At 52.6% G+C, this 20,203-nt stretch carries 23 protein-coding genes; 16 read left to right on the top strand and 7 right to left on the bottom strand.

What is annotated here, in order from left to right:
• The first annotated feature begins 7 nt into the window (after positions 1 to 7).
• From BBD41_RS12165 to BBD41_RS12125, 9 genes are all read left to right on the top strand, one after another.
• Positions 8 to 709 carry an N-acetylmannosamine-6-phosphate 2-epimerase gene (locus BBD41_RS12165; RefSeq protein WP_077570113.1) on the top strand — a complete coding sequence of 234 codons (702 nt, stop codon included), beginning with the start codon at positions 8 to 10 and terminating at the stop codon, positions 707 to 709.
• 48 nt (positions 710 to 757) lie between these two features.
• Positions 758 to 1,684: an ROK family protein gene (locus BBD41_RS12160; RefSeq protein ID WP_157929292.1), complete on the top strand. Its 927-nt coding sequence runs from the start codon at positions 758 to 760 to the stop codon at positions 1,682 to 1,684.
• Positions 1,685 to 1,698: 14 nt separating this feature from the next.
• Positions 1,699 to 2,184: a NanQ anomerase/TabA/YiaL family protein gene (locus BBD41_RS12155; RefSeq protein WP_099477743.1), complete on the top strand. Its 486-nt coding sequence runs from the start codon at positions 1,699 to 1,701 to the stop codon at positions 2,182 to 2,184.
• A gap of 43 nt (positions 2,185 to 2,227) precedes the next feature.
• Positions 2,228 to 3,634 carry an ABC transporter substrate-binding protein gene (locus BBD41_RS12150; RefSeq protein ID WP_099477742.1) on the top strand — a complete coding sequence of 469 codons (1,407 nt, stop codon included), beginning with the start codon at positions 2,228 to 2,230 and terminating at the stop codon, positions 3,632 to 3,634.
• A gap of 96 nt (positions 3,635 to 3,730) precedes the next feature.
• Complete coding sequence (locus BBD41_RS12145; protein WP_077570106.1) at positions 3,731 to 4,606, top strand: carbohydrate ABC transporter permease; 876 nt, start codon at positions 3,731 to 3,733, stop codon at positions 4,604 to 4,606.
• Between the two features lie 9 nt (positions 4,607 to 4,615).
• Positions 4,616 to 5,458: a carbohydrate ABC transporter permease gene (locus tag BBD41_RS12140; RefSeq protein ID WP_099477741.1), complete on the top strand. Its 843-nt coding sequence runs from the start codon at positions 4,616 to 4,618 to the stop codon at positions 5,456 to 5,458.
• A 395-nt stretch (positions 5,459 to 5,853) separates the two neighbouring features.
• A complete protein-coding gene (locus tag BBD41_RS12135) occupies positions 5,854 to 6,255 on the top strand; it encodes a DoxX family protein (RefSeq protein WP_077570102.1) in 402 nt (133 codons plus the stop codon).
• A gap of 33 nt (positions 6,256 to 6,288) precedes the next feature.
• A complete protein-coding gene (locus BBD41_RS12130) occupies positions 6,289 to 6,915 on the top strand; it encodes a nitroreductase family protein (protein WP_077570100.1) in 627 nt (208 codons plus the stop codon).
• Positions 6,916 to 7,173: 258 nt separating this feature from the next.
• On the top strand, positions 7,174 to 8,277 hold the full coding sequence (locus BBD41_RS12125) for a hypothetical protein (RefSeq protein ID WP_099477740.1): 1,104 nt from the start codon (positions 7,174 to 7,176) through the stop codon (positions 8,275 to 8,277).
• 113 nt (positions 8,278 to 8,390) lie between these two features.
• Here BBD41_RS12125 and BBD41_RS12120 read toward each other — a convergent pair whose 3' ends face one another.
• The 6 genes from BBD41_RS12120 to BBD41_RS12095 form a co-directional block, all read right to left on the bottom strand.
• Positions 8,391 to 8,825 carry a DUF6376 family protein gene (locus BBD41_RS12120; protein WP_007130585.1) on the bottom strand — a complete coding sequence of 145 codons (435 nt, stop codon included), beginning with the start codon at positions 8,823 to 8,825 and terminating at the stop codon, positions 8,391 to 8,393.
• A gap of 248 nt (positions 8,826 to 9,073) precedes the next feature.
• Positions 9,074 to 9,544 (bottom strand): hypothetical protein, encoded by a 471-nt coding sequence (locus tag BBD41_RS12115; protein ID WP_237087065.1) that lies wholly within the window; start codon positions 9,542 to 9,544, stop codon positions 9,074 to 9,076.
• A gap of 408 nt (positions 9,545 to 9,952) precedes the next feature.
• On the bottom strand, positions 9,953 to 10,603 hold the full coding sequence (locus BBD41_RS12110) for an amino acid ABC transporter permease (protein ID WP_099477739.1): 651 nt from the start codon (positions 10,601 to 10,603) through the stop codon (positions 9,953 to 9,955).
• A gap of 66 nt (positions 10,604 to 10,669) precedes the next feature.
• The gene (locus BBD41_RS12105) at positions 10,670 to 11,323 is read right to left on the bottom strand and encodes an amino acid ABC transporter permease (protein WP_167393016.1); all 654 of its coding nucleotides are present in this window, start codon (positions 11,321 to 11,323) and stop codon (positions 10,670 to 10,672) included.
• Positions 11,324 to 11,488: 165 nt separating this feature from the next.
• A complete protein-coding gene (locus tag BBD41_RS12100) occupies positions 11,489 to 12,298 on the bottom strand; it encodes an ABC transporter substrate-binding protein (protein WP_034272895.1) in 810 nt (269 codons plus the stop codon).
• 97 nt (positions 12,299 to 12,395) lie between these two features.
• Positions 12,396 to 13,124: an amino acid ABC transporter ATP-binding protein gene (locus BBD41_RS12095; RefSeq protein ID WP_077570719.1), complete on the bottom strand. Its 729-nt coding sequence runs from the start codon at positions 13,122 to 13,124 to the stop codon at positions 12,396 to 12,398.
• A 192-nt stretch (positions 13,125 to 13,316) separates the two neighbouring features.
• Here BBD41_RS12095 and BBD41_RS12090 point away from each other — a divergent pair, with 192 nt between their 5' ends.
• Positions 13,317 to 14,504, top strand: coding sequence for an acyltransferase (locus BBD41_RS12090; RefSeq protein ID WP_077570090.1), 1,188 nt, complete (start codon positions 13,317 to 13,319; stop codon positions 14,502 to 14,504).
• 152 nt (positions 14,505 to 14,656) lie between these two features.
• On the opposite strand, the gene BBD41_RS12085 is transcribed toward BBD41_RS12090, so the two are convergent.
• Entirely contained in the window at positions 14,657 to 15,190 is a 534-nt protein-coding gene (locus BBD41_RS12085; RefSeq protein WP_099480590.1) for a P-loop nucleotide/nucleoside kinase family protein, read from the bottom strand.
• A gap of 310 nt (positions 15,191 to 15,500) precedes the next feature.
• On the opposite strand from BBD41_RS12085, the gene BBD41_RS12080 reads away from it, so the two are divergent.
• The 6 genes from BBD41_RS12080 (at position 15,501) to BBD41_RS12060 (ending at position 20,202) form a co-directional block, all read left to right on the top strand.
• Positions 15,501 to 17,132: a cellulase family glycosylhydrolase gene (locus BBD41_RS12080; protein WP_077570086.1), complete on the top strand. Its 1,632-nt coding sequence runs from the start codon at positions 15,501 to 15,503 to the stop codon at positions 17,130 to 17,132.
• A gap of 22 nt (positions 17,133 to 17,154) precedes the next feature.
• Positions 17,155 to 17,619 carry a pyridoxamine 5'-phosphate oxidase family protein gene (locus BBD41_RS12075; RefSeq protein ID WP_099477738.1) on the top strand — a complete coding sequence of 155 codons (465 nt, stop codon included), beginning with the start codon at positions 17,155 to 17,157 and terminating at the stop codon, positions 17,617 to 17,619.
• A 330-nt stretch (positions 17,620 to 17,949) separates the two neighbouring features.
• On the top strand, positions 17,950 to 18,150 hold the full coding sequence (cspD, locus tag BBD41_RS12070) for a cold-shock protein CspD (protein ID WP_006207896.1): 201 nt from the start codon (positions 17,950 to 17,952) through the stop codon (positions 18,148 to 18,150).
• A 173-nt stretch (positions 18,151 to 18,323) separates the two neighbouring features.
• Positions 18,324 to 18,566 carry a cold-shock protein gene (locus BBD41_RS12065; protein WP_028404717.1) on the top strand — a complete coding sequence of 81 codons (243 nt, stop codon included), beginning with the start codon at positions 18,324 to 18,326 and terminating at the stop codon, positions 18,564 to 18,566.
• 189 nt (positions 18,567 to 18,755) lie between these two features.
• Positions 18,756 to 18,929, top strand: a complete 174-nt coding sequence (locus tag BBD41_RS30005) for a hypothetical protein (protein ID WP_167392972.1) — start codon at positions 18,756 to 18,758, stop codon at positions 18,927 to 18,929.
• A 274-nt stretch (positions 18,930 to 19,203) separates the two neighbouring features.
• Entirely contained in the window at positions 19,204 to 20,202 is a 999-nt protein-coding gene (locus BBD41_RS12060) for an ABC transporter permease (protein WP_099477737.1), read from the top strand.
• The last annotated feature ends 1 nt before the right edge of the window (position 20,203 follow it).

The following is a 20,203-nucleotide window of genomic DNA, read 5'->3' as shown; positions in this document are numbered from 1 at the left end:
GAGGAACATGACGAGAAAAACGAATCGAACGATGTTCCCCGAACGAGGGCTGATCGTCTCCTGCCAGGCGCTGGAGCATGAGCCGCTCCATGGCGGAGATGCCATGGCCAAGATGGCCAAAGCAGCTATTCAATCGGGGGCGATCGGCATCCGTACCAACGGTGTGAACGATATTCGGGCGATCAAAGAGGCGGTAGATGTTCCGGTCATCGGCCTCATCAAACGGGATGTGCCTGATTCGGATGTTTTCATTACGCCAACGCTGGACGAAGTAGTACAAATCATCGCGGCAGGTGCAGACATAGTAGCGCTCGACGTTACGGACCGGGAGGACCGGCTAGCCACAGCTGCCGAATTGATCGACTTTGCGCATAAAGCAGGCGTTGCTGTAATGGCAGACGTCTCGACCTATGCGGAAGGAATGGCGGCTGAGAAGCTCGGCGCCGATTATATTGGGACGACGCTGTCGGGCTATACGCCGTACAGCACCCAGGCCGAGGGTCCGGACTTGGCTCTGGTGAGCAGCCTTGCCGCTGACGCTCAGGTGCCGGTCGTTGCAGAAGGGCGCATTTGGAGTCCCGAAGAGGCTGCATTGGCTCTGCAAGCGGGGGCAGCCTATGTGGTTGTAGGCAGTGCCATTACGAGACCTCAGCTGATTACGGCGCGTTATGTGGAAGCTGTGCGGCAAGTTATCGGATCGGAGGCGTAAAGATTGAACGAAGGGAGTTCACCTCAGGTATACGCCATAGGAGTAGACGTGGGAGGCACTAAGATTCATGCCGGAATCGTGGACGGGCAGGGAAATGTTCTACATTCGATCAACCTTCCAACACTCGCCGGGCAGAAGAAAGTGCCTGAACGGATTACAGAGGTCATTGAAGCGTTACTGGCCGAGCCCTCGATTAGAGACGCTTATCCTATCCAGGGTATTGGAATCGGGACCGCCGGACAAGTAAACCGCTCCGACGGAAGCATCCGGTTTGCTTCAGAGATTCTTCCCGATTACACGGGGGTCCCCCTGAAGCGGCTGGTCGAGGAGCGCTTCGGCGTGCCGGTTTACGTAGATAATGATGTGAATGTACTGGTTCTGACCGAGAAGACGCTTGGAACAGGCCGCGAAGCTGGCCATATACTCTGCATTGCGCTTGGAACGGGAGTCGGCGGCGCGGTATTTGCCGAGGGCAGGCTTGTCCACGGCGCATGGGGCGGCGCTGGAGAGCTTGGGCATCTTAGCGTGGATTTTAACGGCCTGCCCTGCGTATGCGGGGGCGTGGGCTGCCTGGAGCAGTACGCCTCTGGTACCGGAATCGCCAAGAGGATGCAAGCCAAACTGCTCTCCTTAGGAAGTGAACCGGCTTCACAGGTTGATGCAAGAGAAGTCCTCTCCCGGTGGCAGTCGGGGGACCCGGCTGCGGTAGAAGTCATGGATGAAACGTTCGCTGCTCTGGGCGCTGCCATCTCATCGCTGATCCACACGCTGAACCCTGAAATGGTGGTAATCGGCGGGGGCGTTGCCGAGGCAGGAGAGCCGTTCTTCGAACGAATACGGGAGGAGACGGCCAAACGCTCCATGAAATCTTTTGCGGAAAATGTGAAGATCGTGCAGGCGCATCAAGGGAATTTTAGCGGGATGATCGGTGCTGCGCTTCAAGTGTTTGAGCCTGCTGTCCATTCGGAACAATAAGGGAAGGATTAGCGATGATCATAGGACATAGAGACCATTGGGAGGCAGAGCGTGCATTTGCCCATCCGGTGATACGTAAAGCTGTCGATTATTTAACGTTAACGGACTTTGCTTCGCTTCAGACGGGACAGTATCCGATACAAGGCGAGGACATGTTTGCAAGAATTATTGATTTGAATACCGTTTCGAAGGATGAACGGCTTGCCGAGAAACACGAGCAGTTTTTCGATATCCATTACCTGCTGGAGGGAGATGAAACGATTGGCTGGAGCCTTCAGACAGGAGGCATCCCGTCTCCCGTAGAGCCCTATCGGCAGGATCAGGATGCCGCGCTCTATGGTGACATTCCATCCGAAATGCCCATCCGGTTAACGCCGGGTTCGTATATGGTATTGTTTCCGGAGGACATCCACCGGCCCGGACTTGCCATGGAGGATCCCGGAACGGTACGGAAGGTCGTTGTGAAAATCAATTCGGCGCTGTTCAAGCTGGCGGATTAGTTAAGGTCTAAACGGATTTTAAAAGATTGAGGGGGTATCATTCATGTTCAAGAAACGCTTTCTAGCGATGTTTACCGCATCCGTCATGATGCTTGCACTATTGGCTGCCTGCGGCGGCAAAGATTCGGGGACAAGCGGGGGCTCCGATAAGAACGCAGCGAACGGAAAAGATAATGTTGAGATCTCTTTATGGCTCACGCCACAGTGGAAGGGCGTGTACGATGCTTCCGAGGAGAATGCCGATTATGACAGCTTCTTTAAAGCTGCAGCCGAGAAATTTGCCGAGCAGTACGATAAGTACAACGTGAAAGTGAATGTGCAGGTCATCGCAGGGGACCAGCGTGATGAGCTCCTGAACGTCAACCTGAACGGCGGAACGCCGCCCGATATTTTCTTTGAGAGCGTATTCGCCATGGGAGACTTTGCTCATCGCGGCGCGTTGGTGCCTCTGAATGACATTATTGACGAGGAGTCGAGAAAAGACATCGCTCAAAGCTACTGGGATAACGTAACCTTCGGAGATAATATCTATTTCTATCCGTTCTCCCACAATCCCGGCACACTGGCGTATAACGCAGATATGTTCAAAGCGGCTGGCCTGGAGAACATGATCGGCGGAGAGAACGAGATCAAAACATGGACGCTCAGCGAATACGAGCAAATTTTGGAGACATTGAAAAACAATCTTCCGCAGGATAAATATCCTGGCGCACGCCCTATGGCCTTATTCGGCTTGAATAATCAAGGCGACACGTGGAATCTCGCTTATCTGCGAATGTTCGGCAACAAATTCTTTGATGATGAAGGCAATATTGTACTGGATGATGCGAATGGGGTGAGGGCTGCGGAATGGCTGAAGAAGATTTACACAGGCGGCTATAGCAATCCGGGAGCGGAATCCGTGTCCTCCAACGATGCGAACGCTATGTTCCAGAACCAGAAGCTGGCGATCAGCTTTACCAACGCAGTGCTGTTTAATAATGCCAAGGCCGATATGGAAAGCGGAAAAGCTCCGAAATTTGATATCCGTCTTGCGAATATCCCTTCGGAAAGCGGCGATCCGCTGTCCTTCACTTATGTGGTGGGATCAAATGTATTCAATACCGGTGACGAGAAAAGAACAGAGGCAGCCAAAGCGTTCGTTAAATTCTACTCGACGGATCCTGAGCTTGTGAAAGCCTCGAAAAACAGTATTCCGGTGCGAAGCTCGGTTGCGGATGAGCTGAAAGACCAGTACCCTCTGTTCGCGGCATATGATGCCAACTCGAAGTATTTATTTAACTTTACAGGCAACGTGCCGGGCTACAGTCAGCTTCGCCAAATTCTGTATCCTGAGCTGCAGGCGATCTTCATTGGCGAGAAAGAGCCGGCCCAGGCGGTGAAGGACTACCAGACTCAAGGCAATGCGGTGATTCAAAAGGCGAAGGAAAGCTCTAGCGTGTACAAATAATCCTCGCCCTGATACCGACATTACGATTCAGCGCTTGGAGCTCTTGTCCCTCAAAAAAGGCTCCAGGCCGCTGAATAAGAAAGGTAAAGGATACCCATGAAACTACGTTATCAACCTATAAGAGAAAGCATTACGGGTTATTTGTTTATTCTGCCTCAGTTCCTTCTCTTTCTCCTATTTGCGGTATATCCGATCTTGGAAGGGATCAGGCTAAGCCTATTCCGGGTCGATTATCAGAATGAAACCTTTGTCGGCATGAGCAATTATACGACGTTATTTCAAGATCCCGTCTTTTTCAAATCGATCGTCAACACCGTTATATTCGTGGTATTTATCGTTCTGCTTACAGTCATCTTTTCCTTGTTCGTAGCATCATCCATCTTTGATAAAAATGCCAAATACGTTTCCTTTATCCGGGGGAGCTATTATATCCCGGTTATGGTTTCCATGGTTGTTATGAGTATGGTATGGAGCTTTCTGCTCAATCCGGCAAACGGACTGATCTCCTATTTCACAAGCCAGGTCGGTTCGGGCCATGTCAATTTGCTCGGGAATAAAGCAACCGTCATGCCTGTCATTATTTTCGTTACCTTTGCCACGAATGTCGGTCAGGCTATCATTCTGTATATCGCGGCGATGATCGGAGTGCCGAAGGATTTATTCGAGGCGGCCGAGGTGGACGGGGCAAGCAGGATCAAAGTCATATTTAAAATCCTGATTCCGCTGGTGAAGCCTACAACCATTTATATCACCATCATTAACATTATCGCGGTATTGAAAATTTTCGTCGTCATTCAACTGTTAACCGGCGGTGGACCGAATAACGCCTCGGTAACCATGATGTACTATCTCTACAACAATGCATTCAAATACAACCAGATCGGCGTTGCTTCTGCTGTAGGGGTCATAATGTTCATCATTACGTTGCTGCTGTCCGTTCCCCAGTTGAGAGCGATGTTCAAGGATAAGTGAGGGATCAATATGCAGCTAATAAAAACCGGGAAGAAGCGGGAAAAGTTCGATGTGGTTGCGAATATAATCGTCATTTTCTTTGCGATCCTTAACTTGTTCCCTCTTTATTGGTTATTTACGAGTTCGCTAAAAAACAGCTCGGATGTTCTAAAAATGCCGCCGGACTGGTGGCCTGCCACCATTACCTTCTCCAATTATACCGAAGTATTCCAAAGTCAGCCCGCCTTGCGCTGGACGTTCAACAGCTTGTTCGTAGCGGGTGTAACAACGGTCTTTGTAGTCGTAGCCAGCTCTATGGCCGCCTATGCTTTTTCCAAGCTGAGATTCACAGGCAAAAACGTCATCTTCATTGTGTTCATCTCAAGCTTGATGGTGCCGAAAGAAGTTATGATCGTGCCGTTGTTCCGGATTTCCCAGGATCTCGGGCTCGTAAACAATCTGTTCGGAATGATCTGGCCGAACGTTGCTGCAGCCTTTGGCGTGTTTCTGTTGAAGGGCTTCTTCGATTCCGCACCGGATGCGCTTCGGGAAGCTTCCCGGATCGACGGAGCCGGTGAAGTCCGAACCTTCCTTCAGATTCTGCTGCCGATTGTGAAGCCGGGGATCGGTGCGCTGTTTATTCTGAACTTCGTCCAGGTCTGGAACGACTACCTTTGGCAGCTTGTGATCGGCCAGGATAAAGAGATGAAGACGCTCATGGTCGGGGTTGCAACTCTGATGCAGGATCTCAATCCGAATTTTGCCTACAAAATGGCTGGGGCTACGGTCGCTGCCATACCGATGCTCATAATCTTCATCATGTTCCAGAAATACTTTACAAGCGGCATCTCGATCGGCGCGGTAAAGGAATAATATTGATACCCTCATTTCTTACACGAGAGGAGGCATCCCTTAATGTCCATTAGGCATGGGATGCTTTTTCGTTGGTTTAAGGAATTTCGCTTGTCACCATTAAGACCATGGCCAATACAGAGCATCCATCCCTGCCGGAAAATCGGCGGGGATTTTTTCGGTTGCTTTTTTACATTAAAAAATAACAGTTGACACGAGGCTGATCATCATATATCTTGAAGTTAAGATAAATAACTATATAAAAGTTAGTTGATTAAAAGAGGTGAGTTAAAAGTGAATAAACGTTAGCGAATTTAATTGGATAAATTGTATATGTATGTTTCTGAATTAAGATAATCGATCAACAGGGTCGATCGTTTCTATAAATCATGTAAATAAACTTGGAGGTTTTTATAATGTCAATGGATTTCGGTTTGCTTATTCTTCGTTTGGTCATCGGGCTGTCGTTTATGGCCCACGGCGCACAGAAATTGTTTGGCTGGTTCGGCGGCTACGGTCCGAAGGGAACCGGGGGCTGGATGGAATCGATGGGCATCAAGCCAGGGGTTGCAGCGGCTGTCATGGCGGGTCTGATGGAGCTGGTAGGCGGGCTGCTGCTCGCTGCAGGATTTTTGACCGTGCTTGGAGCAGCGCTCATCACGCTGACGATGCTTGGGGCAATCGTTAAAGTTCACGGAAAGAACGGCTACTGGTCTACTGCGAATGGTTATGAGTACAATCTGCTGCTGATTGCAGCTGCGGTGGCGCTCGCACTGACCGGTGCGGGGACTTACTCCCTGGATGCATTGATCTTTTAATGAAAGAATTTGAGCGGAGGGGGCGTGAAAACAATGAATGATTTGACATCCTTAATCAAAAGCCGGAGATCCGCAAACCGGTTCATCGAAGGCATCGACATCCCGGACAAAACGCTGGACGACATATTTAATGAGGTGAAATATGCTCCTTCGGCTTTCAATCTCCAGCATGCCCGCTATGTAGTGGTAAAGTCCCCGGACCTTAAGGATCAGGTGTACGAAGCCGCCAACAAGCAGCATAAGATCCGGACGGCCTCTGCCGTAATCGTTGTGCTTGGCCATATGCGGGCCTATGAGGATGTTGGACGGATGAACGAGGGCTTCCTTAATCTGGGCATCATCGACAAGCTCGAATATGACCAGACGATTGAAGAGGTCACCCGGTTCTACGAGGAACGGGGAGCGTCCTTCATGCGGGATGAGGCGATTCGCAATGCAAGCTTGTCCGCGATGATGCTGATGCTTGTTGCCAAGGATAAAGGGTGGGATACCTGTCCGATGATCGGCTATGATCCCGAGCTGCTTCGTAAGGTGCTCGGTATTCCCGCTGAATATGTTCCCGCCATGCTGATTGCGATCGGCAAGGAAGATGCCGCGAAGCCTCGTCCGAGAGGCTACCGTAAGCCGGTGCTGGAGTTTGTCAGCTACGATCGGTTTTGAAGATGCGTAACGATTTATGATGCAGCGGACCTTCATATATTCCCGATGGGCTCGGTTGTCCCGGCTCGTGTGAGTAGGCGTGGAAGCCGGAGGGGTCAATGACAGCTATCGCACGGATGAATCCTTTTGTTCATCCGTGCGATTTTTATTACAGTATCAATTAACATTCGCTTTGGGAATGACGATGATGAATATATAGGGATTGACGGAAACCTTACATATACATCGTTGGTTGTCGTTACGAGGGGGTGTACAAGCTTGAATGATCGTATGAGGCGGTATCGCCGTTATGGAGGGCAATTCCTGTCGATTGCGTTGATGCTGATGGCTGCGGCGTGCAGCCAAGAGGGGACGTCGCCTCAGCCTTTGTCCGGCACGGTGCCGGCTCCCGTAGAGGAGCTCTCAACGGCTCGGGCGCAGCAGCCGCCAGCGGAGAAGTCCGAGGTGCAGCGTCCGGCAAACGAGGACAAGGAGCGAAAGGGCACGGCTTCGCAGAGCCTTTCCCCGCAGGAGGACAGCCGGGACCGCATGGCGGTCGATACCGTTCTGAAGATGTTTGAAGCGCTGCACGCGGAGGATCGCGAGGCGTATTTCCGGTATGCGGACATTGCCAGTGTTCGGATGACGCCCTCAAAGCTGGATGTGCTGATTGAGGAAGCAGGGAAGCGCGAGCTGAAACCGGAGCGCTTTCGTGCCTTCGATAAGCACACTCTAGCGGAAGACAGCAGGCGGCTGCTGTCCATCCATTACGGCAGCCAGGTCGAGCTTGTGCTGGAAGAGCTGAGCTATGGGGATCAGAATGTATGGTTTGTCAATGTGTTTCCGGACGGGCCGAAGGTGATCGACCATACGGCGATTTATCCGGGAGCATATGAGCTGGGAAGGGAAGCATCCTTCGAGGAGCTCGTATCGGCAGGCATACAGTCGGCCGCGGAGTACAGGGAGTTCCTGGCTTCCAATTATGATACGCCCCTCTGGACGCCGATTCAGACGGTTTCTCTGCTGTACCAGGCCGCTCAGGAAGGCGACGAGCAAGCCTTTGCAGCCCTGGCAGGGGGAGGCGAGGGGTATTATGCGGAGCTGTATGCATCGGATATGATGCCGTTCGCTGACTGGATGAAGGCCTATGGCAGCGTTCAGGCGTTCCCGCTGGAGCTCTTGCCCCGGGAAAGGGTTGCCGAAGCCTTTCGGGAATCCTGCGACGAGCGGTACGGAGACGCCTGGCAGTTCGTTGCCGCCTGGGAACCGGAGAATGCCGGGGAGAGACGCGGCGCGTATTGGATTTTGACACCTAGCGCGGACCAGACCCGGTATGTCGTCCGGGAAGCTTTTACGGGGAATCTTCAGCTTATTGTTCAGTGAGTCGAAATTGATCGCGATGCATGACTTCATCTGTCTTCGGACACAAGCGATAAGGCTGTCCTCAAGATCCGCGGGATCTTCGGGAACAGCCTTATTGCTGTGCCAATGTTCGATTATGGCTGGAGATTTTGGATCAGGTCCATGGTCTCGTTGATTTTGTTCACCGTCTCAACGATGCCGGAATTTTGGAGATCGGTCACACCATTTTGGATCTGGTCCATATATCCGTTGATGTCGGTCAACAGCGTGTCATTTAGCGCTACAAGCTGCTCGTGTATATCCTGCGCAAAAGCGGGAGCCTCGATCCCGTTAAACTCCGAGATGCGTGTCTTCATTTCTTCGAGCTCCTTGGTCAGCGTCTCTTTGGCATCCGCGCTCGTAGCCGCCTGTTGGGCCAGATCCGGGATGGACTGTGCAAATTGGGAAGCCTCATTGATGAACGTGCCGGCTTCCTTCGTATAATCCAGGGAATTGTTCACGCTGTCCAGCAATGAGCAGCCCGAGAGAACCCCCAGTAGAAGCGTCAGCAGCAAAAATCTCTTGATCATCTCTCATCCTCCTGTCGGCTTGTGCATTCTTATTGTTATATACGCGTGTAAGGGGAATTGGTTCGATATTTTTGAAGATATCAGGTAAACTTCGAAGGATCTGCTGCCTGATATCGCAAGAAAAATTACCGCTAAACGCGGTCTGTCTTCTGTTTAGGTGCATCGATAGATGTTTTTCTTATGGAAGTGACAGGAGACATGAGGGAGGCGGTTTTAATATTTGCTGCACAGGAAGCGGATCATTTCAATCACGCTGGCGAGAATGCCTCTAAGTCCGGCCCCAGATGCCGTCGTTTCAGGCTGCCGGGAAGCTTCAGGCTGTTTGCCTTCGCCAAGGAAGAGGCATCGACCGAAGAGGACGGTCCCGTATTCCCGCAGAGTCGGGCTTTGGCCCTTTCTTTACCGGCATTCGCGAACACGATGTATTCCTTGCCTTCTTCAAAAGTGTCCCAGCCGGTAGGATGGAGCGTGATCGTCCCTTCCTCCAGATCGCCCTTCCACCATTCCGAAACCGAGAAGATATAGGTGCTCTTCATGAAGTCGGAGTTCTCGTCGTAGGAGACGAGGGTTCCGCGGAACACGATATCCGATACTTTGAGCTCTTCGGTGATTTTTCGGGGCTCGGCACAAGATAAGGCCGAGGCTTCGGGGATCGCCGGGCCGGGCCAAAGACCCGCCATCAGGGAAAAGCCGACCAGCAGCTGCAATCCTTTCTTCATCGTAAGCACTCCTTCAAGAATCGATTAGCGATATGCTCATTAGACGATGCGTTGACGCACAGGGTTGCAGCCCGCTTGGATAATCACCGATTTTTCCTATGAATGAGCAGTGCGACGAAACGGCAAAGAACCGCAGGGGTAAAAGACCTCGCGGTTCAGCAGTAACCTTTGATTTAGGGAGCAGCGCCGCGGTTCAAAGCAGCTTTGCGATGTAAGAAGCAGCGTCGCGGTTCGAAGTAGCCGTGCCATATAAGAAGCAAGAATCCTTGCGGGTTCAAGCTGCAGCCCTGCGGCTTAAGGGGCAGCCTTAGGTTGCCTTGCTGTTCCAGAAGCAGCCTCGCGGTTTACGAAGCTCCGTTCTCATTGACGGAGGCTTCATCGGAGCAAGCGCCCTGGGTTTTCGTCTCCTTAAATCTGCCTGGCCTCGAGCCGCTTAGCGACGAGCGACAGCGAATAATTCAAGGTGAAGTAGAGCAGGGACGCAAATACAAGGGCCGGAATGACATAGGAGAAGCTGGATCCGCTTAGAATCTTTACGTTCCGCATCAGCTCCGGCAGCGAAATGATGATGGCCAGGGACGTGTCCTTTATCAGCGATATGAATTGGCTCACCATCGGCGGGGACATTCGGCGCAGCGCGAGCGGGAGGATAACATGCCGAAGCGTCTGCATGTAGGAAAGGCCCGAGGCGCGGGCCGCCTCAATCTGTCCCTTATCGACGGATACGAGACCGCTGCGGACGATTTCGGAGATCATCGCCCCTTCGAAGATGCTCAGCCCGACGACCGCCGCCCAAAAGGTCGGAATGCGGATGCCGGCTTGGGGCAAAATCATGCCGATGAAAAAAATGATCAGCAGGAGCGGCAGATTCCGGATGGCATCCACGAGAATGGCGACCGTCCTCGAGACGAAGGCGACCCTTGCATACCGGACGGTTCCCAGCACGGTTCCGATGATAAAGCTGAATAGAATTGACAAGCCGGCAACCTGTACCGTAATCCAAAAGCCCTGAAGGAGATATCGCAAATTCGGCCAGGAGTATGCGCCGATAAAATCCATCTTGTGCCACCTCCCTTATAGATGAGGATTTTGCAGAATTCCGAGATAGTCAAGTTGCAAGGGAAATCAGTTGCTCTTGGCAAAGCGCCGCTCCATGTAATGAACCGCCTGACTGAGCGGTATGGTCAGCAGCAGGTAGAACAAGGCAACAAGGGTATATACCGGAATCCCCTTGAACGTTTTCAGATTGATGATGTCCGCGTAGTACATCAGGTCGAGACCGGCGATGACCGCCAGCACGGAAGAATTCTTCACGAGATTAATCATCTGGTTGCCGATCGCCGGCAGCACGATTTTGACCGCTTGGGGCAGAATAATGCTCCGCATGGTTTGAATATAGCTGAGCCCGGAGGAGCGGGCCGCCTCGGATTGTCCTGAAGGGACAGCCTGGATGCCGGCCCGGATAGACTCCGCAACGAAAGCGGCGGTGTAGACGATTAAACCGAGCGTGCCGGCGGTAAACGGCTCCATTGCTATCCCAAGCGCAGGCACCCCAAGGAAAAAGAAAAAAACGGTCACCAGCAGCGGAATGTTGCGGATAAATTCGACATACACGGTGCCGACCACATTGAGGATGCGAAACGGAGCGATTCGGAGGACGGCAATCAAAGTGCCGAGAACCAAACTGCCGATCAGCCCGAGGAGGCTTGCCAGCACCGTCCGGCCCAGGCCCGCCATAAAATCATCCCAGTAATCGATCAGGATGCTGAAATCCCACAGGTTCAATATTCCTCACCTCCGATAGGGGATTGAGCTTGCCGTTCGGATAAGACGAAATCGCTCCCTCCCCCGATCAACAAGAGGAGGGGCGCATGCATACAACGGGAACACTTTGCATAAATAACGCTTTGCATGACATGAAAAACGCCTTGCAGGACTTGCAGATTATTCCGGCTTGATGCCCATCCACTGCTCATACAGCCGGTCATATTCGCCGCTTTCCTTCATTTCTTTAAGCAGCTCGTTGACGGTCTTAACAAACTCGGGATTCCCTTTCTTAATGGCCATTCCGTATGGCTCATCCGTAAAATTGCCGCCAACCAGCTCGTAATTCGGGTCCTGCTTTTGCATACCGAGCAGAATGGAATTGTCGGTAGTCAGCGCATCGCCTTGACCTGCCCGGAGGGCGGTGAAGGCATCCTGATAGTTCTCGAATTCCAGGATCTCGGCGTCCGGCGCTTTCTCGCGGATATTTTGCGCAGAGGTCGAGCCTTTAACGGTGAGCACTTTCGTATCTTTGTTCAGGCTCTCCAGTCCTGTGATCGGGCTGCCCTTCTTGACGAGAAGCGATTGGCCGGCCTCGAAATAGACGTCACTGAAGTCGACCTGCTCCTTACGCTCCTCCGTAATCGTCATGGTGGCGATGATAATATCGATATCCCCGTTTCGCAGCATGTCGATTCGCGTTTTGGAGGTGACTTCCTTGAGCTCGAGCTTGGTTTCGTCGCCCAGGATTTTTTTGGCGAGGGCCTTGGCCATATCGATATCGAAGCCCTCCACCTGGCCGGTAGCAGGGTCCTGCAGCCCGAACAGCTTCGTGTCGTATTTCACGCCGGCCACCAGTTTGCCGCGCTTCTTGATCGCCTCAAGCGTGTCAACCTCGCCAGAGCTGCCGCAGCCCGCGGCGATCAGCATGATGATCAGCGACAGCACCGCCGCGCTCCACCTGAACGTTCTGGACAATCTTCTATTCATTCCGGATCCCCCTTCAAAATCAATATTCTTCACGGTATCAATCATTTAGGTCATGAATAATCCCGAGACCAAGGAGCCTCTCGCTTCCTACTCCTGACTAATGATGCAGCAGACGGCTTAGAAAGGTTCGCGCCCTCTCTTCGCGCGGCTGCGAGAAAAACTCGGCCGCCGCAGCGTCTTCAATGATCTTGCCTTCATCCATGAAGACAATGCGGTCCGCCGCTTCCCGGGCAAACCCCATCTCATGGGTGACGATGACCATGGTCATGCCCTGGTGGGCAAGCGAACGCATGACGTCCAGAACTTCGCCGATCATCTCGGGATCGAGAGCCGAGGTCGGCTCGTCGAACAGCATGATTTTGGGATTCATCGTCAGCCCCCGGGCGATCGCCACGCGCTGCTGCTGGCCGCCGGACAGCTGGGAGGGATAGCTGTCCGCTTTGTCCGCAATGCCGACGCGCTTGAGATAGGTCATCGCCTTTTCCGTGGCTTCTGCCTTGGTCATCCCCAGCACCTTCATGGGTGCAAGAATGATGTTGTCGATCACCTTTTTGTGCGGATACAGGTTGAAATGCTGGAACACCATCCCGATATCCCGCCGGAAGCGGTTAATATCGATTCGCTTGTCATGCAGCCTCACGCCGTTTACAACGAGCTCGCCGTCGGTGATGCTCTCGAGCCGGTTGATGCAGCGAAGCAGCGTGCTTTTACCGGAGCCGGACGGCCCGACGATAACCACGACTTCCCCTTGCGAAACGGTCAGGTCGATTTCTTTCAGAACGTGAAAGCTTCCGAAAAATTTGTTGACGCGTTTGAATTCGATCAGCAGAAATCTCCTCCTATTCGCTAAATATTGGATGCAGCCTAAAGCCGGTTGTTGTCCGGCCTTGCCTGCCAGGCTCTTTTTACACTGGTATGGCAAAGGATGCTTGTTCCATACCAAATTCAGAAAAATTTAAGTACCAAGCCGGTGTAACCTGGGCTATAATAGGGGGCGTTCGGAAAAGAGGGGAAATGAATGGAGAAACGCGCAAAACTTACGGAAATCGACCTGGTTCGAGGCTTTGCGATGATGGGCGTGCTGATGGTGCATGCGACATCGTTCGCGACGGTCCAGATGCGCGGGGACGATTTTTTTGGCTTATACAACTTTTTGAACATATTTTCCAAAGTGGGCACGACGACGTTTATTTTTCTGAGCAGCTTCGTGCTGTTCTACAATTACTATCACCGTCCGTTTCGGGGCAAGGACCTTGCCCGGTTTTACCGCAACCGGCTGATGTACATTCTGGTGCCGTATTTCATCTTCTCGGTGCTGTTTTTTACGGTGGCCTGGTACCATCGGGGAGGCGTGACCGACGTCTCATCCATGCTGGATAGCTTCTGGCCCAAGCTGGCCACGGGGAAATCCTATACGCATTTGTATTTTATTTTCATCAACATCCAGTTCTACTTGCTGTTTCCGCTGATACTGCTCCTGCTGAAGCGTTTCCGGCGCTTTGCCGCCGTCTGCGTGCTGGCCGGAATCGTGCTGCAGTGGATCTTCTACTTGGCGAATGATGCATGGTGGCATGTGACGAACCGGAACAGCTGGTCGCTGTCGTTTCTGTCATATTACTTCCTCGGTGCCTGGATGGGAATCTACTATGAGCGCGTCAAATCCTGGCTCACCGATGCCAGGCATGCCGCTCGGCCGCTGCTTCGGAGGCTTGGCTGGGCCGCGCTGTGGACAACGTGGATCGCCAGTGCGCTGGTGCATATCGGGCTGCGTTATAATCAGAGGCTGCATGGGATCGAGGTTCACCCGCTTGTCTATGACGCGTTCTGGAACGTGCATACGCTGACAACGGCGCTGGTCATGATGCAGGTCGCCCTGCGGGTCGGCGGGAAGCGGAGCCTGCTCGTTCGGGGCTTTCGAAGAATCGGGGTGTATTCCTTCGGGATTTATCTCGTGCACCCGCTGGTGCTGCTCGTTTACCGGGACTATCGGCCGAAGACGGACCATTCCTGGCTTTTGCTCGCATGGTATGCTGGCGGACTGGCGGCGGCGCTGGTTGTCTCCTATTTGCTGGTGTACGGCATTCGGCGGCTCGGGGGCTGGACATGGGTCCTGTTCGGCAAACTGCCGGGCGGGGAGCGCAGGGGCTCGGCGGGAATACCGGCTTCAGCTGCTTCTACACCAGGGATTACCAAGGCGGCACCGTAAACATTCGGGATCAGCCGCGGTTCTTTCGCAGGATGAACTTAAGCGTTAAGGCACGTGGACAAGAAATAAGGGGGGCTCCCGGCAGAAGGCATCTGCCAATGGGGAACCACCCTTTTTGTGTCGCACGAACGTACTGCAATTTTTTGCCGATGTCATGCATGCATCTGAAAACGGGGATCCAGAAGAATTGCTTCCGCTGTGTCCTCGGGCCGTTTCAGCGTCGTGTCGTACAGGAACTGCCGGTTCTGCGGCATGGATTCCAATTTGTCCAGCAAAAATAAAGAGCGCTCCAGGGAATCGATATCCCCTCTTGTTGTCAGCCTTTCGGCGATTTTCTCCTTGTCTGCACGCAGCACAGCATATTTTATGCTTACATCCAGGTCGGACAACTGCCCGCAAAACCACTCGAGTTCATCCTCTACGACAAAATCAATCACGATATTCAGTCCTTGCTGCAGCACATTTCGCGTTAAAGCCAGAATGTTCTTCCAAGTTACGCTTAAGCGTTCATCCCATGAAAGCGGCAGCTCATGATGCAGCATATGAAGAAGCAGGTCGGCCTCAATCAGCACACACCGTTCCGCGCGCGCTGCCAATATCTTCGCTGTCGTTGATTTTCCAACGCCGAGCGGACCCGAAATCAAGTACAGCAGGCACGGATTATTCTCATCTGTCAAAGGGATCATCCTTTCCAAAAGCATATGGCTTGAAATTACCAAGGCTTAACGGTTATGCCTTACATAACTGTTCGGCTCAGAGTGGCGTTCTGTTCGCTTGCAGTATACCATGGCCGCCGAAGCAGCGGCACGAAATTTCAGGATGCATCCCTGATTTTCGGCAGCGGGAGGATTCGCCCCCCGGCCATCGTATAGAATTTTGGGTGTTACGCGTTAAGAGCCGAAGGCTGCTTCGCTGCTTCATCGGAAGCGGCGACTGGGAAATCGGCAGTCGGGAGTCAAGTACATTCGTTACAGACAAGAGAGCAGGGAGGATGACATGATGGGATTGAGCGTGAGCGGCAATTCATTGGTAAACGGTTTCATTCGGGCAGACGGCAAACGCCTTGTGAACGGGGAAGGACAAGAAATTTTGCTTCGCGGCGTAGGACTTGGCAGCTGGCTGCTGCCTGAAGGATACATGTGGAAGATGCCCGAGCAGGGAGACCGGCCGCGGCGGATCGAGGCTATGGTAAAGGACCTGATCGGAGAAGAGAAGGCAGCGGCCTTCTGGGAAACCTATTATGAGCGGTATATCGGCGAAGCGGATATCCGGCAAATGGCCGAGCAGGGCTTCAACTCGATCCGGCTGCCGATTAACGCCAGGGTAATCATGGAGGAGGGGCAGCAAAAGCCCTTTCAATTCCACGAAGGCCATCTTCGATTGATCGACCGGGTGATCGATTGGTGCAGGTCCTACCGGCTGTATGTTATTCTGGATTTACATGGAGCGCCCGGAGGACAGACCGGAGCGAATATTGATGATTCGGCGCGCGATATGCCGGAGCTGTTCACAGACCCGCTGAATATCGAGCGTACGGTGGCGCTGTGGCGGATGCTCGCCGAGCGCTACAAGGATGAGTGGATCGTTGCCGGCTATGATCTTCTGAACGAGCCGCTGCCGGATTGGTTCAGCGAGTATAACGACCGGGTTATGCCGCTCTATCGTGAAATAACGGCAGCTATCCGGGAAGTGGACCAGCGCCATATGATCATTTTGGAAGGCGTGCACTGGTCGACGGATTGGCAAATATTCGACGATCATTTTGACGATAACCTCCTGCTGCAATTCCATAAATATTGGAACAATCCGGATACGGAGAGCATTCAGAAGTATTTGGATCACCGGGAGCGATGGAATGTTCCCATCTTTATGGGCGAAGGCGGGGAGAACAACCCTCAGTGGTATACAGGGGCATTCCGGTTGTTCGAGGACCATAATATTTCGTGGAATTTCTGGACGTGGAAGAAGATGGACACAAGCAACTCGCCGTACTCGATCCGCAGGCCGGAAGGCTGGGATAAGCTGACGGACTACCTTGAGGGCGGAGCGAAGCCTTCCCAAGAAGAAGCCGAGGCCATCCTTCAGACGTACTTGGATAACCTTCTGCTGGAAGCTTGCGACGCCTATCCGAATGTATCGCGTTCGCTGTTTCGGCAGCTGCCGATCCAGATACCTGCGGAATTTTACGGCTACCGCGGGGAAGGCGTTTCTTACCACGTCGGCTCGAAGGCAGAAGGAAACATTGGTCTGCGGGTAAACGACGGCGTTCCGATGAGGATGATCACCGGCAAGGCCGAGAAGCCGAGCTACGCGCCGGAAGGCGGAAAACCGTGGGAGGCGGACAATCTGGTTTGCGTCCAGCTGCAGGCAGGCGACTGGCTCGCCTATGAGGCGCTGTGCGCCCAAACGGCTGCGTATCAGCTCGATATCCGGGCGCTGCTTCCGGAAGGAAGCGCAGAGTTAACGCTGCGGATCAGGGACAGGGAGCTGGTGAAGCTGTCTGTCAGCGGCGAAGGGTGGCAGGTGTTCAGGCTTGCTTCGGAGCTAGTGGTTGAAGAAGGGCCGGTCCATCTCGTAATTGGTGTCAGCCAAGGCAGGGTCGAGCTGGATTGGGTGGAGTTTTCTTAAGGAAAGGAAGGAGAGAACCGCTGTGACGCAGAGGGCTTTAATCTCGGAAGGTTTATGCCAGTGGCTGAACGGCCGGGAGCTGGAATCGAAGCAGCATGTCGCAATGATGCTGCTGACCGTAACGGAGGATTTATGGCCGCATACCGCCATGGTCAGCGCCGGGGAAGTGCTGGCGCTAACCCGGAGCACGATCCGGATTGCGCTGTGGCCGGGCACGGTAACGACGGGCAATATTCTTCGTTCCGGCCAAGCCACATTGGTGGCCATTCATGAGGGGGCGGCCCACTATGTCCGGCTTGCGCTTCGCGCACTTCCGGATGTGCAGGACTCCCGCCATCCCCGGCAGCGATTCAGCGCCGAAGTTGTGGCGGTTCGGGAAGACCGGGCGAAATATGCGGATATTCTGTCTGCCGTTACGATCCGGCTGCATAACTCGAATGATGTGCTGGAGAGATGGCGGGAGACGCTGCTGGAGCTTCGGCAATAATGCGATGCCTTCGATGAAGATGCACAGCTGCAGGAAGTCCCCCTAATTTTTAAACCGGGGGGCTGCCTGCTTGGTCTTCAGCGCGGATAAAACGCCGCGATTGCCCGTCAGATCGGGCTTGCGCACCGGTTCATTATGGTGTACGATTATTTTTTTAAATTATTTGCTATGTAAGCGCAGATGTGGTAAGATATGAATATCGAAATCGACCTGAATTCACATATTGTAGAGGGTTGTCATTTCAGATAACCTTGTGCAATATGTGAATTTTTTTATTCCGCTTGCGAAGAAAAAAAGGTCATATAAATATAAATCAAGGAGGATTCCCCCATGCAAACAGGAACTGTTAAATGGTTTAATGCTGAGAAGGGCTTCGGTTTCATCGAAGTTGAAGGCGGAAACGATGTATTCGTTCACTTCAGCGCGATCCAAGGCGATGGCTTCAAGACGCTGGACGAAGGCCAACGCGTTGAGTTCAACATCGTTGAAGGCAACCGTGGACCACAAGCTGAGAACGTTGTAAAACTGTAAGTACGAGCGAGGACTGCCCTTAATGTGTCACATTAAGGGCAGTCCTCTTTTCGTTTTTCAACAAAGCAGGATGTTCAGGGGTCCCTGCGGAGTTGGGCTGGCTGCAGCCGAGCTCACGTTTGCAGGAGGGTTGTTTTTCGATTTCTAACGACAAGCACAAGGAGGAGCGTTATATGTATTCGCGTAAAAACTCGATGGAAAGTATTCCTGAGGAAATTACGGAAGTGTGGGCATGCACGAAGGAAGACTGCAAAGGGTGGATGCGGGACGATTTTGCGTTCGACACGGAGCCTGTGTGCCACTTGTGTCATTCCCCTATGGTCAAGGAAACGAGAAAGCTTCCCCAGCTCATCAATACGAACAAACAGCAGAAATCGCTCAGCAAGGGAATCCAGATTAACGGAAGCAGCAGCTAATACCCAGAGATAGAGCCGGAAGAAGGGGGCTCGGGGGGTTCGCTCACGAATACCCCGATACCTGGAAATTCGGCCAAAACTGATTCATCGGATGGAGTTTGGTTAGGTAATACACATGTCCCTGTCATAGGTTGTCAGATTTTTAGGCAAATCTGCAGGGGTGTAATTATTTAAAAGGAGTGAATCATATTGAACACGCATAGCGAGGTACTCAAGCGCAACATCGACAACATGATCATTCAGGATAACCAAGGAAGCCTCAATGATCAGGAGAAATTCATCATGCAGAAGCTGATGCGCGAGAAGTTTCAGCAAGAGCATGAGAGCAAGCATGAGCAGCGTGAGCAGGAGAAATCGGAGTAACCGAAAGATAGCAGCTTAATATAAAATGAGAACATGAGCGGGAGCGAGCATCAGCTTCCGCTCATGTTTTTTTGTGTGCAATTTTTTTGTCGGCGTTACGGACACGGGATGCCGAGTGAGTCTAGCAAGGCGGATTCCCGAAATCACCCGAAAAATGAGCACCCCGATACGAAATCTGAAACCTTACGAGAGGATGCCGTGTGGGACTACAATATAGCTAAGGATTTGAAAGGGTTTACAAAAATAGAGAGACATCAACCTGGAGGTCATAACCATGCGCAATCAACCCCATGCCGAACCTGCAGCAGAGACCGGAGGGGGCACGGCGCCTGCGCCGCCCCTTGAGGACGGGAGGAAGTTTGCCCGAAGCCGATGGCTCAAGAAGCTTTACAGCCAGCGGCATCTGCAGATCATGGCGCTGCTCGGCGTCATCTGGATGATCATTTTCAACTATATCCCGATGTACGGCGTCATCATCGCCTTTAAGGAATTCAACATCGTCAAGTCCATTGGCGAGGCCCCTTGGGTAGGACTGGAGCATTACAAGGAATTTTTCGCCAACGACGATTTCACGAGCGTCATGCGCAACACGCTCGGGATCAGCTTGCTGAAGCTGTTCATCGGGTTTCCGCTGCCGATCATTTTTGCGCTGTTTCTGAATGAAATCCGGTCGTTTCGCTACAAGCGGACGATCCAGACGATATCGTATTTGCCGCACTTCATCTCCTGGGTTATCCTCGGCGGCATTCTGATGACCTGGCTGGCGGATGTCGGCATTATCAACAAAATCCTGCTTTCCCTGAACGTGATCGATCAGCCTATTACGTATTTGGCCGAGCCGAAGTACTTCTGGGGCATCGTTATTACGTCGGATATTTGGAAGGAGCTCGGCTGGTCCGCGATCATCTACCTGGCGGCCATCGCCAGCATCTCACCGGAAATGTACGAGGCTGCCACGATCGACGGGGCGGGGCGCTTTCAGAAAATGTGGTACATCACGCTCCCGGGAATTAAAGCAACCATCTCCATTCTGTTCATTCTGGCCGTCGGCGGTGTGCTGAATTCCAACTTCGACCAGATCCTGGTGCTCCGCAACACGCTGAATGAAAGCGCGAGCAATGTCATCGACATCTTTGTCTACCATACCGGTTTGCAGAACGGACGCTATTCATACGCCCAGGCCGTTTCGCTGTTCAAGTCGATCATTGCGATCATCCTGCTGCTGATTGCCAACCGGGTTACCAAAAAACTGAACGATACATCCCTGTTCTAAC

It is taken from the genome of Paenibacillus ihbetae, from assembly GCF_002741055.1.
In the GTDB taxonomy this organism is placed as follows: domain Bacteria; phylum Bacillota; class Bacilli; order Paenibacillales; family Paenibacillaceae; genus Paenibacillus_AQ; species Paenibacillus_AQ ihbetae.
The sequence above is the reverse complement of the archived record's forward strand: the minus strand, read 5'-3'. Positions and strand labels throughout refer to the sequence as shown.

What these genes read in the sequence shown, in the direction of transcription:
- BBD41_RS12115 (WP_237087065.1), bottom strand. Translation starts at nt 9,544, where the DNA reads ATGAAGAAAGGATTGCAGCTGCTGGTCGGCTTTTCCCTGATGGCGGGT.
- BBD41_RS12085 (WP_099480590.1), bottom strand. Translation starts at nt 15,190, where the DNA reads ATGATCCCTTTGACAGATGAGAATAATCCGTGCCTGCTGTACTTGATT.
- BBD41_RS12120 (WP_007130585.1), bottom strand. Translation starts at nt 8,825, where the DNA reads ATGATCAAGAGATTTTTGCTGCTGACGCTTCTACTGGGGGTTCTCTCG.
- BBD41_RS12110 (WP_099477739.1), bottom strand. Translation starts at nt 10,603, where the DNA reads ATGGATTTTATCGGCGCATACTCCTGGCCGAATTTGCGATATCTCCTT.
- BBD41_RS12100 (WP_034272895.1), bottom strand. Translation starts at nt 12,298, where the DNA reads ATGAATAGAAGATTGTCCAGAACGTTCAGGTGGAGCGCGGCGGTGCTG.
- BBD41_RS12080 (WP_077570086.1), top strand. Translation starts at nt 15,501, where the DNA reads ATGATGGGATTGAGCGTGAGCGGCAATTCATTGGTAAACGGTTTCATT.
- cspD (WP_006207896.1), top strand. Translation starts at nt 17,950, where the DNA reads ATGCAAACAGGAACTGTTAAATGGTTTAATGCTGAGAAGGGCTTCGGT.
- BBD41_RS12150 (WP_099477742.1), top strand. Translation starts at nt 2,228, where the DNA reads ATGTTCAAGAAACGCTTTCTAGCGATGTTTACCGCATCCGTCATGATG.
- BBD41_RS12155 (WP_099477743.1), top strand. Translation starts at nt 1,699, where the DNA reads ATGATCATAGGACATAGAGACCATTGGGAGGCAGAGCGTGCATTTGCC.
- BBD41_RS12145 (WP_077570106.1), top strand. Translation starts at nt 3,731, where the DNA reads ATGAAACTACGTTATCAACCTATAAGAGAAAGCATTACGGGTTATTTG.
- BBD41_RS12060 (WP_099477737.1), top strand. Translation starts at nt 19,204, where the DNA reads ATGCGCAATCAACCCCATGCCGAACCTGCAGCAGAGACCGGAGGGGGC.
- BBD41_RS12065 (WP_028404717.1), top strand. Translation starts at nt 18,324, where the DNA reads ATGTATTCGCGTAAAAACTCGATGGAAAGTATTCCTGAGGAAATTACG.
- BBD41_RS12090 (WP_077570090.1), top strand. Translation starts at nt 13,317, where the DNA reads ATGGAGAAACGCGCAAAACTTACGGAAATCGACCTGGTTCGAGGCTTT.
- BBD41_RS12140 (WP_099477741.1), top strand. Translation starts at nt 4,616, where the DNA reads ATGCAGCTAATAAAAACCGGGAAGAAGCGGGAAAAGTTCGATGTGGTT.
- BBD41_RS12135 (WP_077570102.1), top strand. Translation starts at nt 5,854, where the DNA reads ATGTCAATGGATTTCGGTTTGCTTATTCTTCGTTTGGTCATCGGGCTG.
- BBD41_RS12130 (WP_077570100.1), top strand. Translation starts at nt 6,289, where the DNA reads ATGAATGATTTGACATCCTTAATCAAAAGCCGGAGATCCGCAAACCGG.
- BBD41_RS12165 (WP_077570113.1), top strand. Translation starts at nt 8, where the DNA reads ATGACGAGAAAAACGAATCGAACGATGTTCCCCGAACGAGGGCTGATC.